General features: G+C 68.4%; 6 protein-coding genes. 4 read left to right on the top strand and 2 right to left on the bottom strand.

The window, feature by feature from the left end:
- Positions 1 to 684: DUF222 domain-containing protein (locus ABD301_RS34100; protein WP_344314321.1), on the bottom strand; the 684-nt coding region annotated here is incomplete at its 3' end.
- Positions 685 to 1316: 632 nt separating this feature from the next.
- On the opposite strand from ABD301_RS34100, the gene ABD301_RS34095 reads away from it, so the two are divergent.
- The 3 genes from ABD301_RS34095 (at position 1317) to ABD301_RS34085 (ending at position 14875) form a co-directional block, all read left to right on the top strand.
- Positions 1317 to 1850, top strand: coding sequence for a GNAT family N-acetyltransferase (locus ABD301_RS34095; RefSeq protein ID WP_344314320.1), 534 nt, complete (start codon positions 1317 to 1319; stop codon positions 1848 to 1850).
- Positions 1851 to 1969: 119 nt separating this feature from the next.
- Positions 1970 to 12868 (top strand): hypothetical protein, encoded by a 10899-nt coding sequence (locus ABD301_RS34090; RefSeq protein WP_344314319.1) that lies wholly within the window; start codon positions 1970 to 1972, stop codon positions 12866 to 12868.
- Positions 12869 to 12880: 12 nt separating this feature from the next.
- A complete protein-coding gene (locus tag ABD301_RS34085) occupies positions 12881 to 14875 on the top strand; it encodes a hypothetical protein (protein ID WP_344314318.1) in 1995 nt (664 codons plus the stop codon).
- A gap of 30 nt (positions 14876 to 14905) precedes the next feature.
- Here the strand turns inward: ABD301_RS34085 and ABD301_RS34080 are convergent, their stop codons facing one another.
- Positions 14906 to 15511, bottom strand: a complete 606-nt coding sequence (locus ABD301_RS34080; RefSeq protein WP_344314317.1) for a hypothetical protein — start codon at positions 15509 to 15511, stop codon at positions 14906 to 14908.
- 284 nt (positions 15512 to 15795) lie between these two features.
- On the opposite strand from ABD301_RS34080, the gene ABD301_RS34075 reads away from it, so the two are divergent.
- Positions 15796 to 17676: hypothetical protein (locus tag ABD301_RS34075; RefSeq protein ID WP_344314316.1), on the top strand; the 1881-nt coding region annotated here is incomplete at its 3' end.

Raw genomic sequence — 17676 nt, 5'->3', positions numbered from 1 at the left:
GCTGCGAGCGATGGTGTCGATGATGCGGTAGATCGCTTCCGCTGATTCGGCGGGCAGGAAAGCGCCCAGCAGCGCCATCCCGTCTTCGCAGGGCTGCTTTTCCACCCGTCGTTCGGAGACCAGTTTCTTGCGGCGGGCTTCGGCAGCGGCTGGGTCGATTTTGATGACCTCCCGGCGGGCCCTGTCCCGGATCGATCGAGGCGTCTTGGAATCGGCGCCGGGTAGCACTTTCTCTTCGACTTTCCGAGCGTCTTCAGGTGAGAGGTGGCCGACCTGGTCCGCGAACGTGAATGCTTTGCGCAAGTCAAGGTGACCGTGGGACATCCCGGCCATGGTGCCGGGGAGTTCGTGGACGAGTTGGTACGCCAAGTTCAGTCGCTTTTGAGCAGCGGGCACGCTCCAGGTTAGTGATGCGGCGATTTCACCGGCCGCGTATTTGGAGAATGGTGCGCCTACGGCTGGGCGGGCGTTGGTGAAGCGGTCCATGAACCGCATCTGCATCGCCTGCGTATACGAAATCACCTTATCCAAGGTTTCGATCGCGGCGAGCGCGGTGTCCGCGTCGGCTCGGCCGTACCGGTCGAGTTCTTCCAGCATTTGCAGGGGGACCCAGCTGGGTGGCATGGTGCGCCACGGCTGCTTGTTGGGGTCGGTGAATTCCGGTCGCCTTCGTTTTTTGCTCATGACCCAATTTTACTGGTTGCCACTGACAGTCGGGGTGCCAGTTTTCGTTTCTGTGGATAAGAAACGGACCACTTAACCCCTGTGGAAAACTCTTGTTTCGAGGCGCGCTGCGGGGTTCTGCTCTTACGCCCGCCACGGCGCAAGCGAGCCGGCGGGCGCCTTTGGGGGAGAAGGGAGTGCCGTTGTAGGCGTACGCGACACCGGGCGGGCGCCGCTGTTGCGTTGGGACACTGACCGCTCATCCCGCCGACCGTCCTCGGCGGGTCGGGGTTTGGCCAGCGGACTCAGAATTTCACTGAGCAGGGTGCCGGTCTCGCCGCCGAAATTCCAACGGAAATTGGTATTCCGGGCGAATCGTTGCGGCGCATTTACCCAAGACAGCCATGCTATAGCTGCGCGCTCGACGGCGGGCCGGGACGAGAAACACTGCCGCTGATCGCGACCAGGCTGTTTTTCGGTTGATGCCGAATAGCCCCATCGCTCGTCCTTCCCGACAGTGCTCATGGCTTATCTCAACGAGACACAGAGCGCGCGCGTTCAGCTCGGTGAGTCATTTTCGTCGACGCTGATGAGGGGATTGGCGGGCTCGGTCGCCGGGGAATGGGCTCGACGCGTCGGTGACAATGGTGGATGTGAACGGAGCATCTACCAGCAGCGAGCTCGCAGAGTGGTCGGTGGCGCCCGAGCCGGTGGCCGGCCCGGACGCTACCGACCTGCTGCGCTTGTACTTCACCGAGCTGATCGTGCGTTACAGCCGGCGTACGGCCACCGAGGCGGAGATCGACGAGGCGCTCGCCGACGAGCCGAGTGCGGATCTGGTGCCACCGACCGGGCTGTTTCTGGTGGCCAGGTACCGGAATCAGCCCGTTGGCTGTGTGGGGCTCAAGGTGCTCACACCACAAATCACAGAGCTCAAGCGGGTGTTCATCCGCGAGCCGTACCGTGGCCTCGGCGGCGGCTCCCGCGTGCTCGACGCCATTGAGCAGGCCGCGCGAGCGTTGGGGGCGACCGCGATGCGCCTGGATGTCCGTGCCGATCTGGTCGAGGCGCGGCGGCTGTACGCGAGGAACGGCTACGTCGAGATCGCGCCGTACTCGGACGCACGGTATGCCGACCACTGGCTGGAGAAACAACTCCGCCATCCCACCTCACAGGCAGACCACTAGCGTCCTGCGCCGGGTGATCAAGGGGCGGCTCGCTCGCCGAAAATGTGACCGGCGCCATGAACCGTACGTGCCGCCCATCCGTCTGCCAGGTCAGACCATCTCGGACCTGGGGAGACGCGGTGCCCAATGGGAGCGCGCTGGCGATCTGTCACGACGGACGGGTCATCGTCGTCCCAAGTGGTGCTTTTGTGGTCAAGGACCCGGTTTCGACGCCGGTCGACCAATCGGAGTTGCTCGCCGCGCTGACCGCGCACCCGCTGCCGGGAATTGCCGTCGTACGTCCGGGCCCAGAGGCGGAGCGGTCGGCGGTCCTGCGGCGCTACCTCGCTGGCCTGGATTCCCGGGTCCGCGACTACCTCGCCGTCGTGCCGCCGGCCAAGGTCCTTGCGGACGCCGATGCGGACGCATTGGCCGAGCTCGGGGACTTTTACGACCTCGCGCTGTTGGTGCCCGGTGAGGTCATGCCCAGGCTTGCCCACTCGGTACGAGCCGTGCCGCTGGACCAGCGGGGCGGGCAGACCACTTCGCAACGGCCGGCCTGGGTGCGGCTGCAGACCCGCGCCCAGGCGGTGTCGCGGCTGGCGTTGGATGACGCGATCGATCGCGTCGCCCGCGGTGACGCGCCGTCGTTTCAGCGGCTGGCCGACTGGACCGAGCGGGTCGCGGCGATCGGTGACAGCTTCCAGATCGGGCCCGGCGTGGGCAGCAGGTCGATGGCGGTCGAGGCGGCCGACGCGCTCACCGCGTACGTGGCCCGATATGGGACGCCCGAGATGCTGCAGCGGCTGCCCCAGGTGTCCTCTTTCCGGCAACTCGCGGCCACCTTCGGCGGGTTGACCTCGACCGGTCCGGCCGCTGTCTTCGAGGCTTTGCAGGCAAAATCTGGGTCAGCGGCGCTGCTGTCATTCCGGCTCGGCGGCTCAGGGCCGGCCCGGGTGGCGTGGGTGTTCGCCGGCGATGTTGAGCATCCCGGGTTGTTTTGGCAGGAGCCCAGGGCCGACTCGCCGCCGACCCTGGTCCCGGTCGATCCGGCGGCTGACGAATGGCTCAAGGCGACGCTCGCCGACCCCCACACGCGGGTGACAGTGGTTGGCAACGCGGAGCCGGACCCGCTGGTGTCGCTGTCACCCGCGCCGGGCCGTACGAGCGCGCTGTCGCCGAACGAGGTCGCGGAGCTGTTCCCGTGGCTGGCCGAGCTGACGTCCGACGGGCCGGAGCGCACGCGTACGGCGATCACCATCGACGAGCGGCTGGCCGTGAGTTCCTGGGACAGCGTGGACGGTCCCTGGCACACCGCGGACGGCGGCGCGGAGCTCCCGGCAGCGTCGGTACGCAGCTGGGTCTTCCGACCGCCCGTGGGCAGCGTCCACCAGGTGCTCGAAGCGATGAGGCGGGCGCCGGTGGGCTCGCGAGGCGTGTTGCTGAGCCGCGCTGGTGCCTCCTGGCGGCCGGTCAACGTGGTACGAGCCGACAACGGCCCGGCGATGCTGAGCGAGCTGGCGCAGAGCCCGGATGAGCTGCGGTTCCTGCCCTTCACCGCGGGCATCCCGGACATCGCCGCGGCCGAGGACGGCGAGCCGGCGCCGCTGATCGACGAGCTGTCGCCGGACCAGCGCGTACGGCTGATGGCGCTGGTCACACGGGACAGCGGTGCGCTGACCGTGGTGCGGGCTCTGGCCGAGACTGACGCTGGCCCGAGTTCGGGTACGGCCGCCGACGGCCGGCTCGCGGAGGCGCTGGTCGACCTACCGGTGGCACCCAGCCGTCCGGCGGGTACGAACCTCGCCGTGCCTCGCCCGGGCACCGAACCGACCGACGCGACGCCTGTCGTCGAGGACCGTGTAGCCGAAAACCGTGTAGCCGAGGACCGTGTCCCCGAGGACCGTGTCGCCGAAAACCCAGTCACCGAAAACCCTGTCGCCGAAGACCCAGTCGCGCTGCTGGACGCGGCGATCGCGGCGGCGCGAGGCAGCCTGGACGCCGGTGTGAGCGGCGAGGAGGAGGAGCGGCTGAGAGCGATCGACGCGCTGCTCACCGAGACCTTGGGTCCGCTCCTTCGGGAACTCACCGACGACCTTGAACGACGTACGACGGCCGCGTTGGAAGCCGGCGAGCAGGTCATTCTGCGCCGAGAACACCTGGCGGAGGTGACGAGAGAACATACCCAAGCAGGGGCGCGGTTCGCCGCGATCGGCAGGACGCTCGGCGCGCTGCGAAGCCGCATCGGCGAAGCCGAGCGGCTGCTCAGCGAGCTGCAGGCCGTACGCGCACAGCGGGCCGAGACGCTGGCGGCGGCCGACAACGACTACCAGCAGGCCAGGAAGGCGGCAAAGCCCTCCCCAACCAGGGTGGCCGAGCTCAGCGGCGTACGCACCGATGCTCGGCGCGAGCTGACCGCACAGGACGGCCGCGTCGCGAGTCAGCGGGACGGGGTGGAGGCGCTCAACAGCGAACTCGCCGAGGTGCAGCGACAGGCGCTCGCGGTCAAGACCCGGCGAACCGAGCTGGCGGCTGAGCAGCGAACCGCCACCGCCGCGTTGGCCGGTGCCGAGCGCGAGCGCGATGGCGCGGTCGATGCGCGTCGGATCGCCCAGACCCGGGTGGCCACTGGGCGGGCGAGGATCGGCCCGTTCACGGCGCGGGCCGCCGCTCTCGCCGACCTCTGGCTGATGGACGCGCGGATCCGAGCGGCCCGGGTCGAACTCGTACGGGCCGGCGAGACCACCGGGACCGCCGAAGCGGATCGGGCGCGGCTGCGGATGCAGGGGATGCGCGACCGTGGCATCGCCGAAGCGACCAACGAGGACCTCGCGCACCTCAGGTACCTCGATCGGCTGGCGGCCGCGCTCAACGGCGAGGACATCGAAGCCGACGAGAGGCCGATCCGCGAGCGAGTCCTGCGGGTGGCGCGCACCAGCGGCCGCCCGCTGACTGATGACGACATCGACGCGATCGTCACCAGTGAGCAGGCGCATGCCACCCTGCATCGCCTGAGCGAACTGCTGGCCAAGCACCGGCCGGCGGCCGTGGAACAGCGGGAGAAGGCGCTGACGCGGCTCACCGGATCGGCGCACACACGTACGGTTTTCGTCGCTGCCATCCCCGCCGACATCTTCGAGCGGGAGCGGTTCAGCGCCCTGACCGAGGCCGCGGAATGGGACGCCGGCGCGGACGCGGTGGTGAAGGGGTTGGATCAGCCGTACGAGCCGTGGTTCGCCCGGGAGCTGCACGTCCTTGGCGACGGCTTCGTCAAGGAGATCCGGGAGCTGCCCGAACAGACCCGAACGGACTTGTTCACCGGCCTGGACGCGGTCTTCACCCCACGTCGGCAGGGACCGACCACGCTGACCAAGCCGCCGGCCGGGCTCGAACCCTTCCTGGCCAGGCTGAAGGGCCTGCTGGGCGGTACGGACCGGCGGGGGTGGGAGAAGCTCGTCGGGATCGGCGAGACGGCCGACATCGGCGGCCGGTTCGTCCGGGTCCACGCCCGGCCCGGTGCGATGCGGTTCAGCCCGCCGGCCGGTGGCGTCGACCCGGAGGCCACCGTCACCAGGCCGCGGTACGGCGACACCACGTACGCGCGAGTGCGCAGCGGCAAGAGCGAGTGGAGCGGCGACGCCCTGCTGACCGCGGTGTGGGCGGCCAGCAACGAGATCTTCAACCGGATCGTCGGGCCGATCGTCCGGCTGTCCGTGGGCGGCGGCCGGACCTGGCGCGAGTCGGTCGCCCAGGAGCGCCAGTCGGGCACCAGGATCCTCGCGAACGACATGCACGACTACGCAGCCGACATGGACATCGTGGTCGAGATCGACGGCCGGGAGGTGCGGACGTACCCGCTGCCCGGCCACGCGGTGGTGGCGCTTCCCCAGCTGTTTTCCGGCGCGGTGGAGGCGCGCGACAGCGCGACCGCGGGGACGGCGACCAACGTGACGAACCCGGCCGCGCTGCAGTACGAGGACTACGTCGTCAACGCCAGTGACTTCACCGGGTTCCTGGCGTCCCTGCGCCGCGGCCTGCGCGACAAGCTCAGGCTGACCGAGGCCCAGGCGGCCAAGGTAGTGCACGAGTTCCGGGCCGAGATGCTCAACGAGAACCGGGTCAAGGACCGCCAGCAGTGGTGGACCACCAATGCCTGGTCGTCGCCGCTGGTCGACGTGTCCATCGGCGAGCACGGACGGTTCAAGGGACATCTGACGGGCGGCGGAGCGATCTCCGAGCTGCGCCGGATCGCCCCCACCAAGCCCGGCATCATCCGCAACGACATCGCTGGCACCCGGACCCGCCGAGCCGGTCGCGGCCTGAGCTCCCGGGCCGGCTTTCGGGCCGGCGTCGAGCTGCCGGTGCACCAGCCGCAGTACGTGGTGATGCCACGGTTCGACGTGCTCAGTTTCGCCAGCTCGGTGGCGGACGACCGGGCGGTCTCCGCGCAGTCGCAGACCAAGATCGCGACCATGCGCAAGCAGGAGCTGGTGCGCTACCGGGTCACCGTCGACGTGACCATGCGGCTGCACTCCAGCCGGGGCACGCTGACCGTGACCAGTCCGGTCACCACTGAGTTCGCGATACCCGCCGGGCGGGCGGCGGCATTCCAGGCGCGGGCCGTCGCCGACCCGACGCTGGGGCGCGTGGTGGCCTTTCCGAGCCTGCCCAAGGTCCGGTCGCGGTGGAATCCGAAGCGCTGGTACGGCTCGGTCCGCAGCCCACGTAGCCGGCTCGGCTCGCTGCTACGCGCGCCGTTCGCGACGAAACCGCCACACCCCTTCCGGGTAAGTGCGGGACGGGTGTCGACGGACCTGCGGGTGCTCGCGCGGCAAGGCCCGATCGAGCTCTCCGCGACCCGCCCAGCGGGGGCCGCCGGGACCGATCCGTACTTGCCGGCCGGCTGGGAATGGGCCCGCGAGCATCCAAACGTCACGGTTCGTACGGAGGGCGATTTCAGCCATCGGACCGGGCAGTCAACGACCACGCGGTTCCGCTACCACCTCGACGCGACCGGCCACGTCGAGGGCGCGTACCGGCTCGGCCGGCCGCTCAGGGTGGACTCGGACAGGGCTGGCTCGGACAGGGCTGGCTCGGACAGGGCTGGCTCGGACAGGGCTGGCTCGGACAGGGCTGGCTCGGACAGGGCTGGCTCGGACAGGGCTGGCTCGGACAGGGCTGGTTCGCGGACCGATGCGCCCGAGGCGTTCGGCCGGGGGCCGATCGAGTGGATCGCAGCTGCGGTCCGTCGGCGTGGCAGTGCCAGCCAGCGGCCGCAGACTCCGACGCCGTTCGCCGCGCGCGGGATGAGCGGCCTCGGCGACCTGATGGTGAAGGCCGCGTACGGTCCGATCGAGGTCGCCATCGACGGCGCTGTCCTGCCGCCGCACCTGGCGTCGCTGAACCGGATGCGCAACGTGCGGGTCCGCCCGCTGGGCGTCGAGACGTACGAGCCAGGCGCCCGTACGGACGCGTCGTTCCGCTACGTCCTCGACCCGTTGGGGCAGGTGCTCGGCGCCGTCCCGATGGGCCCTGTCCAGCAACGGGCCGACGGCGTACGAATGCGAGCGCTGGGCACGTACGTTCCGAACCCGGCCTCCTATCGTCTCGCTCCGGTGACAGCGCCGCCGGCCAGCGTCCCAGCCAGGGTTTCCGGACCCACCCGGGAGCCAGCGGAACTGGCCTCTAAGAGCGGCCTCGGCCCAGGCGTGATCAAGGAGATGCCCGGCGCCCAGCTCATCCTGCCCGCGGTGATGAACCTGCTGCAGAAGGCGATCCAGACGCGCGGTCTGACGCTGTCGGCGGAGGAACAGCAACAACGCGGTCTTGAGCTGGCGGTGAAATACGGCATCCCGGGCCTGCGTGGGCACCAGCGCACCCTGTACGACGGCAGCATCCTGGACGTGTACGAACTGGGCGGCCACACCTTCCGTACGAACGTGTCGGCCCAGCTGGGCGAGTTGCTGGAGCTTGGCACCGACACCGATGTCACGCTCGACCTGCAGAGCAAGGGCATGGCCGGGTACACCGCCGACCAGGGCCGGTCGTGGAACACCGGGTTCGGGCTGGAGGTGGCCGTCCGGGCGATGTTTGGTGACCACGCCGGAATCCACGCCTCGGTGCTGGCCCTGGCCTACCAGCTGCGGCGAAAACGCCAGATCGCGCTGGACCTGGCCTTCAAGGAGTACCGGCGGCGCAAGACCAGCGGAGAAGTGCGGCTGTTCACCCACGCCACCGCGTACGACGTGATCATGACGGTCACCGGGCCGGACGGTCGGGTCTCGGAAGTGGCACACCTGGTTTATGCCGGAGAGGACTTCGTCGCACCCGTACTGGTGGCGCTTGAGGACCTCGAACCCGAAGCCGCTTCGGCCGATCCTGACGAGATCACGCCGGTGGCGCTGTCGACGACGCCGGAACCGGTGCCGCCCGAGCTGGCCGGGTTCTCGGCGGTGACCGCGGCCGAGGCGGACGAGATCCGCGCCTGGTTGGGCGGATCGACCGCCGGCGGGTCGCGCGTACGCGGCTTTGACGAGGGCATCAACGGCGTGTACGTCTGGTTGCAGCAGGTGAAGGTGCTGGCCGGTTACGCCAACAACCTCGCCGCCAACATTCGCCGTCACGTCACGGCGGGCGAAGCCCCGCACGCCGACCTGGCGAACATCCTTGAGGCGACCGCGCGGACAGCCGGGTCCAGGCAGTTCATGGACGCCGACCTGGCCGACACCCTGACGCCGGACTTCCTGGAGCCGCACGCCGAGGAGGCGCTGACCAGCACCGGCTACCTGATCCGGCTCGGCGAGATCGACGGCTGGACACACGCGCTGCGAGTGCACATCGTGCCGGTCAACCCGCGGTTCGTCCGGGCCGTCGAGGGCGCCGCGCACGAGCAGTACACCGAGTCGGACAACCGGATCGTCCAGTCCGCCAGTACCGCGCACCAGGTGCCGGTGGAGTTCGGTGCGAGCGTGCTGGTCGCGGTCCCCAGTCCCGGCGACGGCGCGCCGCCGGACGCGCACCAGGCCGGGCAGGTCTCGACGACGTCCGGCAACTACCTGTCCGGCGGAGTCGCGTACGAACAGTCCACCGAGTGGGCCCGCGACCGGTCGGAGCTGACCGGCGGCCTGGTGCTCAACCTCGCCAGCTACTCCGGCCGGAGTTTCCGGCACCGGATGGACGCGGTCTACGTCCTCACGTACGTGCGCTATCGGCAAGGCGAACTGCTGCCCCCGATCCAGGCCATGGTCAAGATCCACAACGGCATGCAGACCTCGACTCCGGAGCCGCTGGTCGGCGAATACGGCCTGCCGCTGCCCGCGAGTGCGCGGCCGCGACCACAGCCGGTGCCGTTCCAGCAGGTGCCGGTCCACCGGGAGGTGGCGTTCGCCGCGTCGGCGATCGAGAAGCTCGACGCCCGCGAGGTCCTGCCAGCGCTCAAGCGCGGCCTGACCGGGCTGAAAGTCGACCTTGCGGACCCGGATCTCACCGGTGCGGTCGAGGCGGTGTTCCGTACCGACGCGATCCGCCCCAACTACGGCACGGCTCGCCGGGACGGGCTGTTTCAGCTCATCAGCCTGCCGGCTCGCGGTGCGTTGGCCGCCCGCTACGTGCTCGTACGGGTGACGGCGACCGACGGGCCGCTGTCGTACGAGAAGCCGCGTCCGGATGCGAAGTCCACGGTTGGCGGCCAGGACTTCACGCAGCACCGAGAGGGCAAGGCCCGGGAGCGCGGCCACGGGCTGCACGCGCACGCCGACGGCCGCGGTACGGCCCCGGACGGCACCCGAGTGGTGGTGGGGACAGCGGCCGGCGTCGAGGCCAAACAGACCACCGAACAGCTGGAGACCACGACCGCGCGCGACATCCGCCGCGCCACCACGACCGAGTCCGACAGCCAGCAGTTCCGCGCCAGCGTCAGCTTCCGGATCGAGATCTTCGAGACCACTCGCCTGATGGAGGCGATCGACGGGCCGTGGCGGCTGCTCAAGTCGGGCGTACGCGTCATGGACTCGCTCGCCGACGGCCGCGGGCGTGCGCAGTGGCAGCGCTGGTTCGACCCGACGCCACGCTCGGCCTGGAGTCACACCGTACGAGGCTCGGTCCGGCTCCTGGTCCCGACGCACCTGACCACCCGGCCGGGCCGGCAGCGTACCGACCTGCCCCGCGGGCCTGGTGACTCGATTGGCCACACGCCGTCGTTGCCGCCGCCGACGATCGGGATTCATCCGGGCATCCGGCCGCCGGACCCGGGTGTCGCCGGCCGGTTCAGCCGCGAGGTCGCGGAGCGGATCCAGGTGCTGGACTCGTTCGGCTTCGGCGACTTCGCCGGCTGGCTGCCGGCCACCACCCAGCGCGGTGCGGCCCGTTACGACCGTTCCCGGCCGCCGTCCGTCCCCGGTTATGAGCCGATGTCGCTGGCCGCGCTGGCGATCCAGCTGCGGTTCAACCAGTCCAACGTCAAGACCTCCGCGCCGACGCTGCTGCGCGGTGGGCGGCTGTCGTTCGGCACGAACACTTTCCACGTCCAACTGATCCTGACCAAAGGGCGGTGGCTGGCCCGCGGCGACTACGACGCGCTCGCCTTCCCCGAGCACAGCTCGGAGCCCGAGCACAAGCACGAGTCGTCGAGCGGCTGGCAGGCGCAGCCGCTACTGGTGGAGCTTGGCCAGGGCACCGGTGACGATCGGCTAACCGGCGGCGGCCTGTTCTCGATTGGCCGCGAGCGCGCTCGCGGCGGCGAGAACTCAGCCGCCGACTACGTCGAGGAGAACGAGCTCGTCAAAGGCGCCAACGACTATTACTGGTTTGACGTCACGCTTTACGGCGCCGTCGAGGGTGGCCGGAACCATCTGCGGGTCGACCTGCCGTTCGGCCTGATCGGCCTCGTCCCGGCGTCGAAAACCGCGGCGTACCGCACCACGTACCCGGGCATCCTGGACGCGCCGCGACCGGACCTACTGGCCCAGGACACCGCGCCGACCGGCTTGCTGCAGGACCCGACACAGTCGCTGGACGTGATCGCGCGGGCGCGACGGCTGCTCAGCGCGGAGCTGAGCCGACCAGGTGCGAGAACGGGCTCGTCGGACCAGCGGTTGCGGGACTGGACCGAGCTGGTGGAGCCGCCGGCTGGACGGTCGGCACCGGGCGGCTTGGCGGACTGCCTGGTGCGGGCGTACGGAGCGTTCGTGGCGCGGCACGGCCGGCTCACCAACGCGATCGTCGACGCCAGCGTGCTGGAGCACCCGACGCTGGACAGCCTGCTCGCGGTGTTGGGCGGCACCTTGACCCAGCTATCGGACCCCGACCGGTTCTGGGATGAGATGGAGGCGGCGGACCACAACGGATACATGGCGCTCGTGTACGCCACGCCGGCCGGTGCGAAGCAGCCGCACGTCTTCTGGATGGCGAACCTCCCCAGTGGCATCAGGTGGCTCGACAGTCAGCGGCGCGGGTTACTCGACCGGCCCGCCGTACGCGGCAGCACCAGGCAGTATCTGACCGGGAAGCTCACCGACCAACACACCGCGTTGCTGCGAGCGCCCGGCACCAAGGTCCTGCTACTGGACCAGAACGGCCGCCTCGTCGACTGGGCGAAGCCGCGGCTGGTGCGTACCACCGAGGCTGGGACGGACCTGCCGGTGATCGCCCGGCGCCCGGGCCGAATGCCGGCGCCGGACCGGACTCTCCACGATGTGTCCGTCCCGGCACCGGCTGGCACCCACTGGGAGGGCCAGTTGCTGCCCCTTGGCACGTTCAGCGGCTCGGCGCGGCGACAACTCGACCTGGTGAAGGCGCGGATCGCCGGTGTCCGGCGGCCGGTGATCGCGGTGTACGCGCCAGGTGCAGCCGGTGAGAGCACGATGGCCGATCTCCGCGACGTGCTGCTCGCGTACGCCCGCCTCGGCGTCCATCCGGTGGTCCTGCCAATGGCGCTTCCCGGCGCCCAGGACGGCGTGTTCGAGCAGCTCCGGGGCGAATTCAAGCCGGTGGTGATCCGCCGCTCGACCGGCGGGGCGGGAAGCCTGGGCAACGTGATGGAGCTGGTCGCGCCGGACGGGACCGTCAGCCGAGGGGAGCAGGGCCTGACGGACGACCTGTTCAGCCGGGCCGACGACGTGCCGGGTGCGGCGACCGGCCACCTGCTGCCGGCCGCGGCGGCCGGCTGGCTGCTGGCCCGGCTGTGGAGCCCGGAGCAGTTCGCTTTCCTTGCCACGTACGGAGATGAGCTGCGCACGCCGGACACCCGGGCGGCGCTGCTGAGAACGCTGCCCGAGACCGAGGCCCGGTCGTATCTGGCGCTGTTGGACCTGCCGGATCCCTGGGTTGGGGTGTTGGCACTGCGTACGTGGCACGACCGGCACGACCTGCTGGCCAGCCGCCCGGCGGAACTGCTCGCAAGCGGTGTCGCGGAGGCGCTGAGCCCGCTGCCGGCAGCGTTGGCCGGGCCGCTGCTTACCCTCACTGACCTGGTGAAACGCTACAGTCAGGGCCGGGGGTACGCGGGTCCGCCGGCCATCGACCTCGCGCACATCCAGGACCTGCGGGTCGAACGGGTGGCGGAGCTGGGATGGGGCGACCAGGTGCCGGAGACGTTCGTGGCCGGCTTCCTCAGCGAGTCGCTGTCGCTGAGGCAGCGCGAACCCTGGATCAATGAGCTCGTCCGGGTGATGGACGTACGGCCGCCGGCCGGGCCGATCCGCGGCCTCACCCCGCACGAGGTGGCGACGCTGGTGGGCAGTGTCGCGGACGAGGACGCCGAGGCGCTGGGCATGGTGTTCGCCGCGGTTGCCGAGGCGGTGAGCCTGTCGCCGGACGAGGCGAGCCAGGTTGCCGCGGAGATCACCGAGTTCGCGAAACCGAGCGCGGACAGCGCCTTTGGTGCCGCGGTCGAGGCGATCGCGTCATGCGGGGTGTCTCCGGCCGTGCGGGCCGCCCTGGTGCCGCCGCTGTTCTACCTCCGGAACCGGCTGAAGGCGTACGGCCAACAGGTCCACAGCGACCTGGTCGAGCACACGATGCTCGCCATGCTCAAGTGTTGACGAGGAGCAGTCATGACCCTGCCGATCACTTCCCGATCGCTGGCGGAGCTGTGCGCCGACGGCCGGATCGTTCCGCTGCCCGGTGGCGGCGTCTGGATCAACTCCCGCTACCGGGGCACGCTGGACGCCGATCCGTTCCTCGACGAGGTCCTGTCGCTGTCGCGCTCACCCGGCGGCACACCGCTGGTGTTCGAGCTGGACGATCTCGGCGCGAAGCTGATCGCGAAGCAGCTGGGGCGTACTCCGCCCGAAGCCCTGGACGTGATGGTCCAGCGCCCGCTCGGGATGGCCGCCGGCATGGACGCGTACGCGCTGGGTGAGGTGGCCGACCGGTTCGGTATCCCGGTCGAGATCCCCCATGAGCAGTTGCTGCCGTCCGGGCCGGGCCGCGAGCTGGACCAGATCCAGCACCGGCTGGTGACCCTGCCACAGCGAGACCCGCTCACCAACGAGACCAAGGTCTGGGTGCGCGTGGTGCCGGCGGTCGGCCATCCGGCGCAGGCGTACGAAAACGCCTCCGACGGCGTCGTACGGGCACAGGCCGGCGTTCGCTACCCGATCTCCCACCGGATCGTTTACCGGCCCGACGGGAGTGTGCAGCTCGGTTGGTCGGGCGGGCTGGTGGATGGCTGGTACGGCCCGGCGATGGCGCGGTTCGGCCGTCCGCTGGACGACGTGGATATCGCTGCCGCGACCGCGAGTCCAGCGGTCGACCTGCCTGGATACGGCGAGCTGATGCGCCGGATGGAGAGTGCGCCGGGCAACCGCCAGGCCTTTGTCGAGGTCACCGACAGCAGCGGTGACGTCTCGGTCTTCCTGGCCCACCGCGACCCGTTGCACGTCGCCTTTCTGGATCTCGGCTGGTCCCGGGCGGCCCGCTTTCCGGCCGGGGACGTACGGATCCGTCTCATCGGGCTACCCGGCACGATGTCGCTGGCTGAGCGGCTCGACCGGATCCGGGAGGCGCGCCCGCCGGCGGAGCTGCTGGCGGCACCCATCGTCTGGCCGCGCGGCGCGACGCTCGTCGGGCCCGACGTACCGACTCCGGTGGTGGTGCTCGGCGATGCCGACAAGGTGCTCCAGGACCTGGTGGAGCAGTTGGCGGGGTGGGCCGAGGCGATCGGCCAGCCGATCGTGGTCGCCGGCCACGGCCGTACCCCGCGGCCGGTCCCGGGCGGGCAGGTGCGCGCGCTACGGTCGCTGCTCTCGCAGTTCGGCTTCCGGTGGAAGGTGCCGGTCGTCCTGACCTTTGGCGCGGTCGACGACAACCGGCCGGAAACGGCGCGGCTGTACGGCGCGCTGGACGACTTCCACGTGTCGTTGGTGCATCGGGTGCCGGCCGGGTTCGACTACCGCTGGACCGTACGCCCGGGTTCGACAGCCGACGGCCAGCCGCCGGGTTCCGCGCAGCTTGCCCTGCCCTTGCTGGTCTTCGCCGCGGGGAAGGATCGCCGGCCTGCCTCCGCGTCGACGACCGAGGCGGCGACTTTCGTCAGTACGTCGCTGACCACCCTGCTGGGTGGTCTGGGCGGCCCGGTGAAGCAGCTCGCGCCCTGGGTCCACCAGATAGCCAACCGCGACCCTGAGGCCGCCGCCCACAGCGCCGCGCTCCAGCTGGTCGCCGGCGGTCACCAGGACATCCTTTCGAAAGTTCTGGCCGGGAATCCTCGCGAGAGGATCTTCGAGTCGCTCGCTGGCCTCGGTGGCGACACCCCGGTCGACCATCAGCGTGGCGTCCAGACCCTGCTGCCGCTGCTGAGTCAGCTCGCCGGCGGCTTCGACCTGAAGGACCTGGCGAGTCAGGCCGCGCTCACGGCGCTCAACGACCTGCTGGGCGGGACGAAGGACCACGCGCAGATCCTGAAGGAGCTCTCGGACTCCAAGGACTACCTGACTGACCAGGCGAGGGTCGATCTCGTCCGACTGATCCAGAACCTCGCCAGCAAGATGCCCAAGGAGGACCTCAAGAAGTACGAGGTCGCGACGCAGCTGATCCTCACCTGCTGACCCGTCGACGCCTGGACTGCGGGGCTCTTGTTATTGAAGCGGCAGGAATGAGTCCTTGTCGGCCTTGGTGTAGATCTGAACCGCGTCGTTCAGGCGCGCGGCGTAGTTTCCGGTCATATGGATGGCGTCCGCGATGGAGAGCAGCGCGCTGTCCAGGCCGGCGATCATTTTCGGGGTCTGTTTTGCCAGCTCAGGCAGGGGGGACGTGGTGTCGGTCGTCGGGCCGGACTGGATCGAGTTGATCGAGTTGTGGGTTTCGGTGTGACCAGCCGAGGTCGCGCTTGACTGTTGGAAGACCCAGCCCTTTTCCAGGTTGGTCGTGTCCTTGAGGTTCTTGTAGGTCGCCGCGGCCTGGTCGATGGAACTCTTCAGTGCCAGCTCCGCGTCGCGCAGGGTCTGGACGGTGACCGCGAACTTCGGCACATCCGGCGGCTTCTGGCCGCCGTTGCCCGGATCCGACTCTTTGATATCGCCGGTCGCGGACGGCGCGAACCAGCTGTCGACGACAGTGACCTCGGGCGGGGTGGGGTTCGCGCCGACCGCCCCGTCGTCCTTCGCTTCCGGGGGCTTCTCCCGCGGCATCGGTCCAGACGTGAAGTGGTTGAACGGGTCGCCGCCGCCTACCGAATCGGACATCTCGCGTCTCCTCGCTCTCCCCGTACGACCACGCTGAGCTGCTCTTTCGTCGGCTCGCTCAGGTTGGCGCGCCGGTCCGCGCGCCGGGTCGGCCCGCGCGCCTTGGTGGCGGTCATGGTCGTGTAACGAGCGTCGGACCGGGTCGGTTCACCGATCTCGCCATGAACCGGGGGAGTCGCCCTATCGCCCGAACTGGGCACTGCCGCGTACCCAGTCGGCTCTGCAAGTCTGCAGCTGTATGTGCCGGTTCCGGCGCGGCCGGATCTGAGTGAGGTGGTCGGTTTATGACGGGGCAGCCAGCGCGACAGGTGACCCAGTCTGACGGCTCGCTGGTGGACTATGACGCCTCCGGCCACGCGATCCGGCAGAGCTGGCCGGACGGTCGGATGACGACCTTCCAGTACCGTGGCGACGACTACGTCGCCACGACCGGCGACGACCATGTGCTGTACGACAGCAGTGGTCACGAGATCAAGCAGTGGCAGGGCAACCACGAGTCGTCGGCGACGTTCTATCACCGGCTTGCGAATGGTCATTATTCGCTGACCGATCCCGACGGGACTGTTACTGAACGTACGACCGATGGTCATTTGGTTCAGCAGATTTCGCATGGTCAGGTCACGAATTTTCAGTATCGCGGTGACAACTATGTCGCCACGACCGGCGATGACCATGTGTTGTTTGATGGTAGTGGTCATGAAGTCAAGCAGTGGCAAGGAAGCGATGAGTCGTCGGCGGCGGCTTATCATTCGCTTGGCAATGGTGATTACACGCTGACCGATCCGGACGGCACGGTTACCGAGCGGACGACGGACGGTCATTTGGTTCAGCAGATTTCGCATGGTCAGGTCACGAATTTTCAGTATCGCGGTGACGGTTATGTGGCGACCACTGGCGATGATCATGTGTTGTTTGATGGTGGTGGTCATGAGGTCAAGCAGTGGCAGGGAAACGACGAATCGTCCGCGGCGGCCTATCACTCGCTTGGCAATGGTGATTACACGCTGACCGATCCGGACGGGACTGTTACCGAGCGGACGACTGACGGTCATTTGGTTCAGCAGACGTCGCATGGTCAGGTCACGAATTTTCAGTATCGCGGCGACAATTACGTCGCCACGACCGGCGATGACCATGCTCTGTTTGACAGTGCTGGTCATGAGGTTAAGCAGTGGCAAGGGAACGACGAATCATCGGCGGCGGCCTACCATTCGCTCGGCAATGGTGACTACACGCTGACCGATCCGGACGGTACGGTCACTGAACGGACGACTGACGGTCATTTGGTTCAGCAGACGTCGCATGGTCAGGTCACGAATTTTCAGTATCGCGGTGACAACTATGTCGCCACGACCGGCGATGACCATGTGTTGTTTGATGGTAGTGGTCATGAAGTCAAGCAGTGGCAAGGAAGCGACGAGTCGTCCGCAGCGGCCTACCATTCGCTCGGAAATGGCGATTACACGCTGACCGATTCCGACGGTACGGTCACCGAACGCACGACGGACGGTCACCTCGTTCAGCAGACGTCGCATGGTCAGGTCACGAATTTTCAGTATCGCGGTGACAACTATGTGGCGACCACTGGCGACGACCATGTGTTGTTTGACGGTAGTGGTCATGAGGTCAAGCAGTGGCAGGGAAACGACGAGTCGTCTGCGGCGGCTTATCATTCGCTTGGCAATGGTGATTACACGCTGACCGATCCCGACGGGACTGTTACCGAGCGGACGACGGACGGTCATTTGGTTCAGCAGACGTCGCATGGTCAGGTCACGAATTTTCAGTATCGCGGTGATAATTATGTGGCGACCACTGGTGATGATCATGTGTTGTTTGATGGTGGTGGTCATGAGGTCAAGCAGTGGCAGGGAAACGACGAGTCGTCTGCGGCGGCTTATCACTCGCTTGGCAATGGTGATTACACGCTGACCGATCCGGACGGGACTGCTACCGAGCGGACGATTGACGGTCATCTGGTTCAGCAGATTTCGCATGGTCAGGTCACGAATTTTCAGTATCGCGGTGACAACTATGTCGCCACGACCGGCGATGACCATGTTCTGTTTGACAGTGCTGGTCATGAGGTCAAGCAGTGGCAAGGTAACGACGAATCGTCGGCGGCGGCCTATCATTCGCTTGGCAATGGTGATTACACGCTGACC

It is taken from the genome of Fodinicola feengrottensis (genome assembly GCF_039530045.1).
Taxonomy (GTDB): domain Bacteria; phylum Actinomycetota; class Actinomycetes; order Mycobacteriales; family HKI-0501; genus Fodinicola; species Fodinicola feengrottensis.
This window is presented reverse-complemented; position numbering and strand designations above follow the sequence as displayed.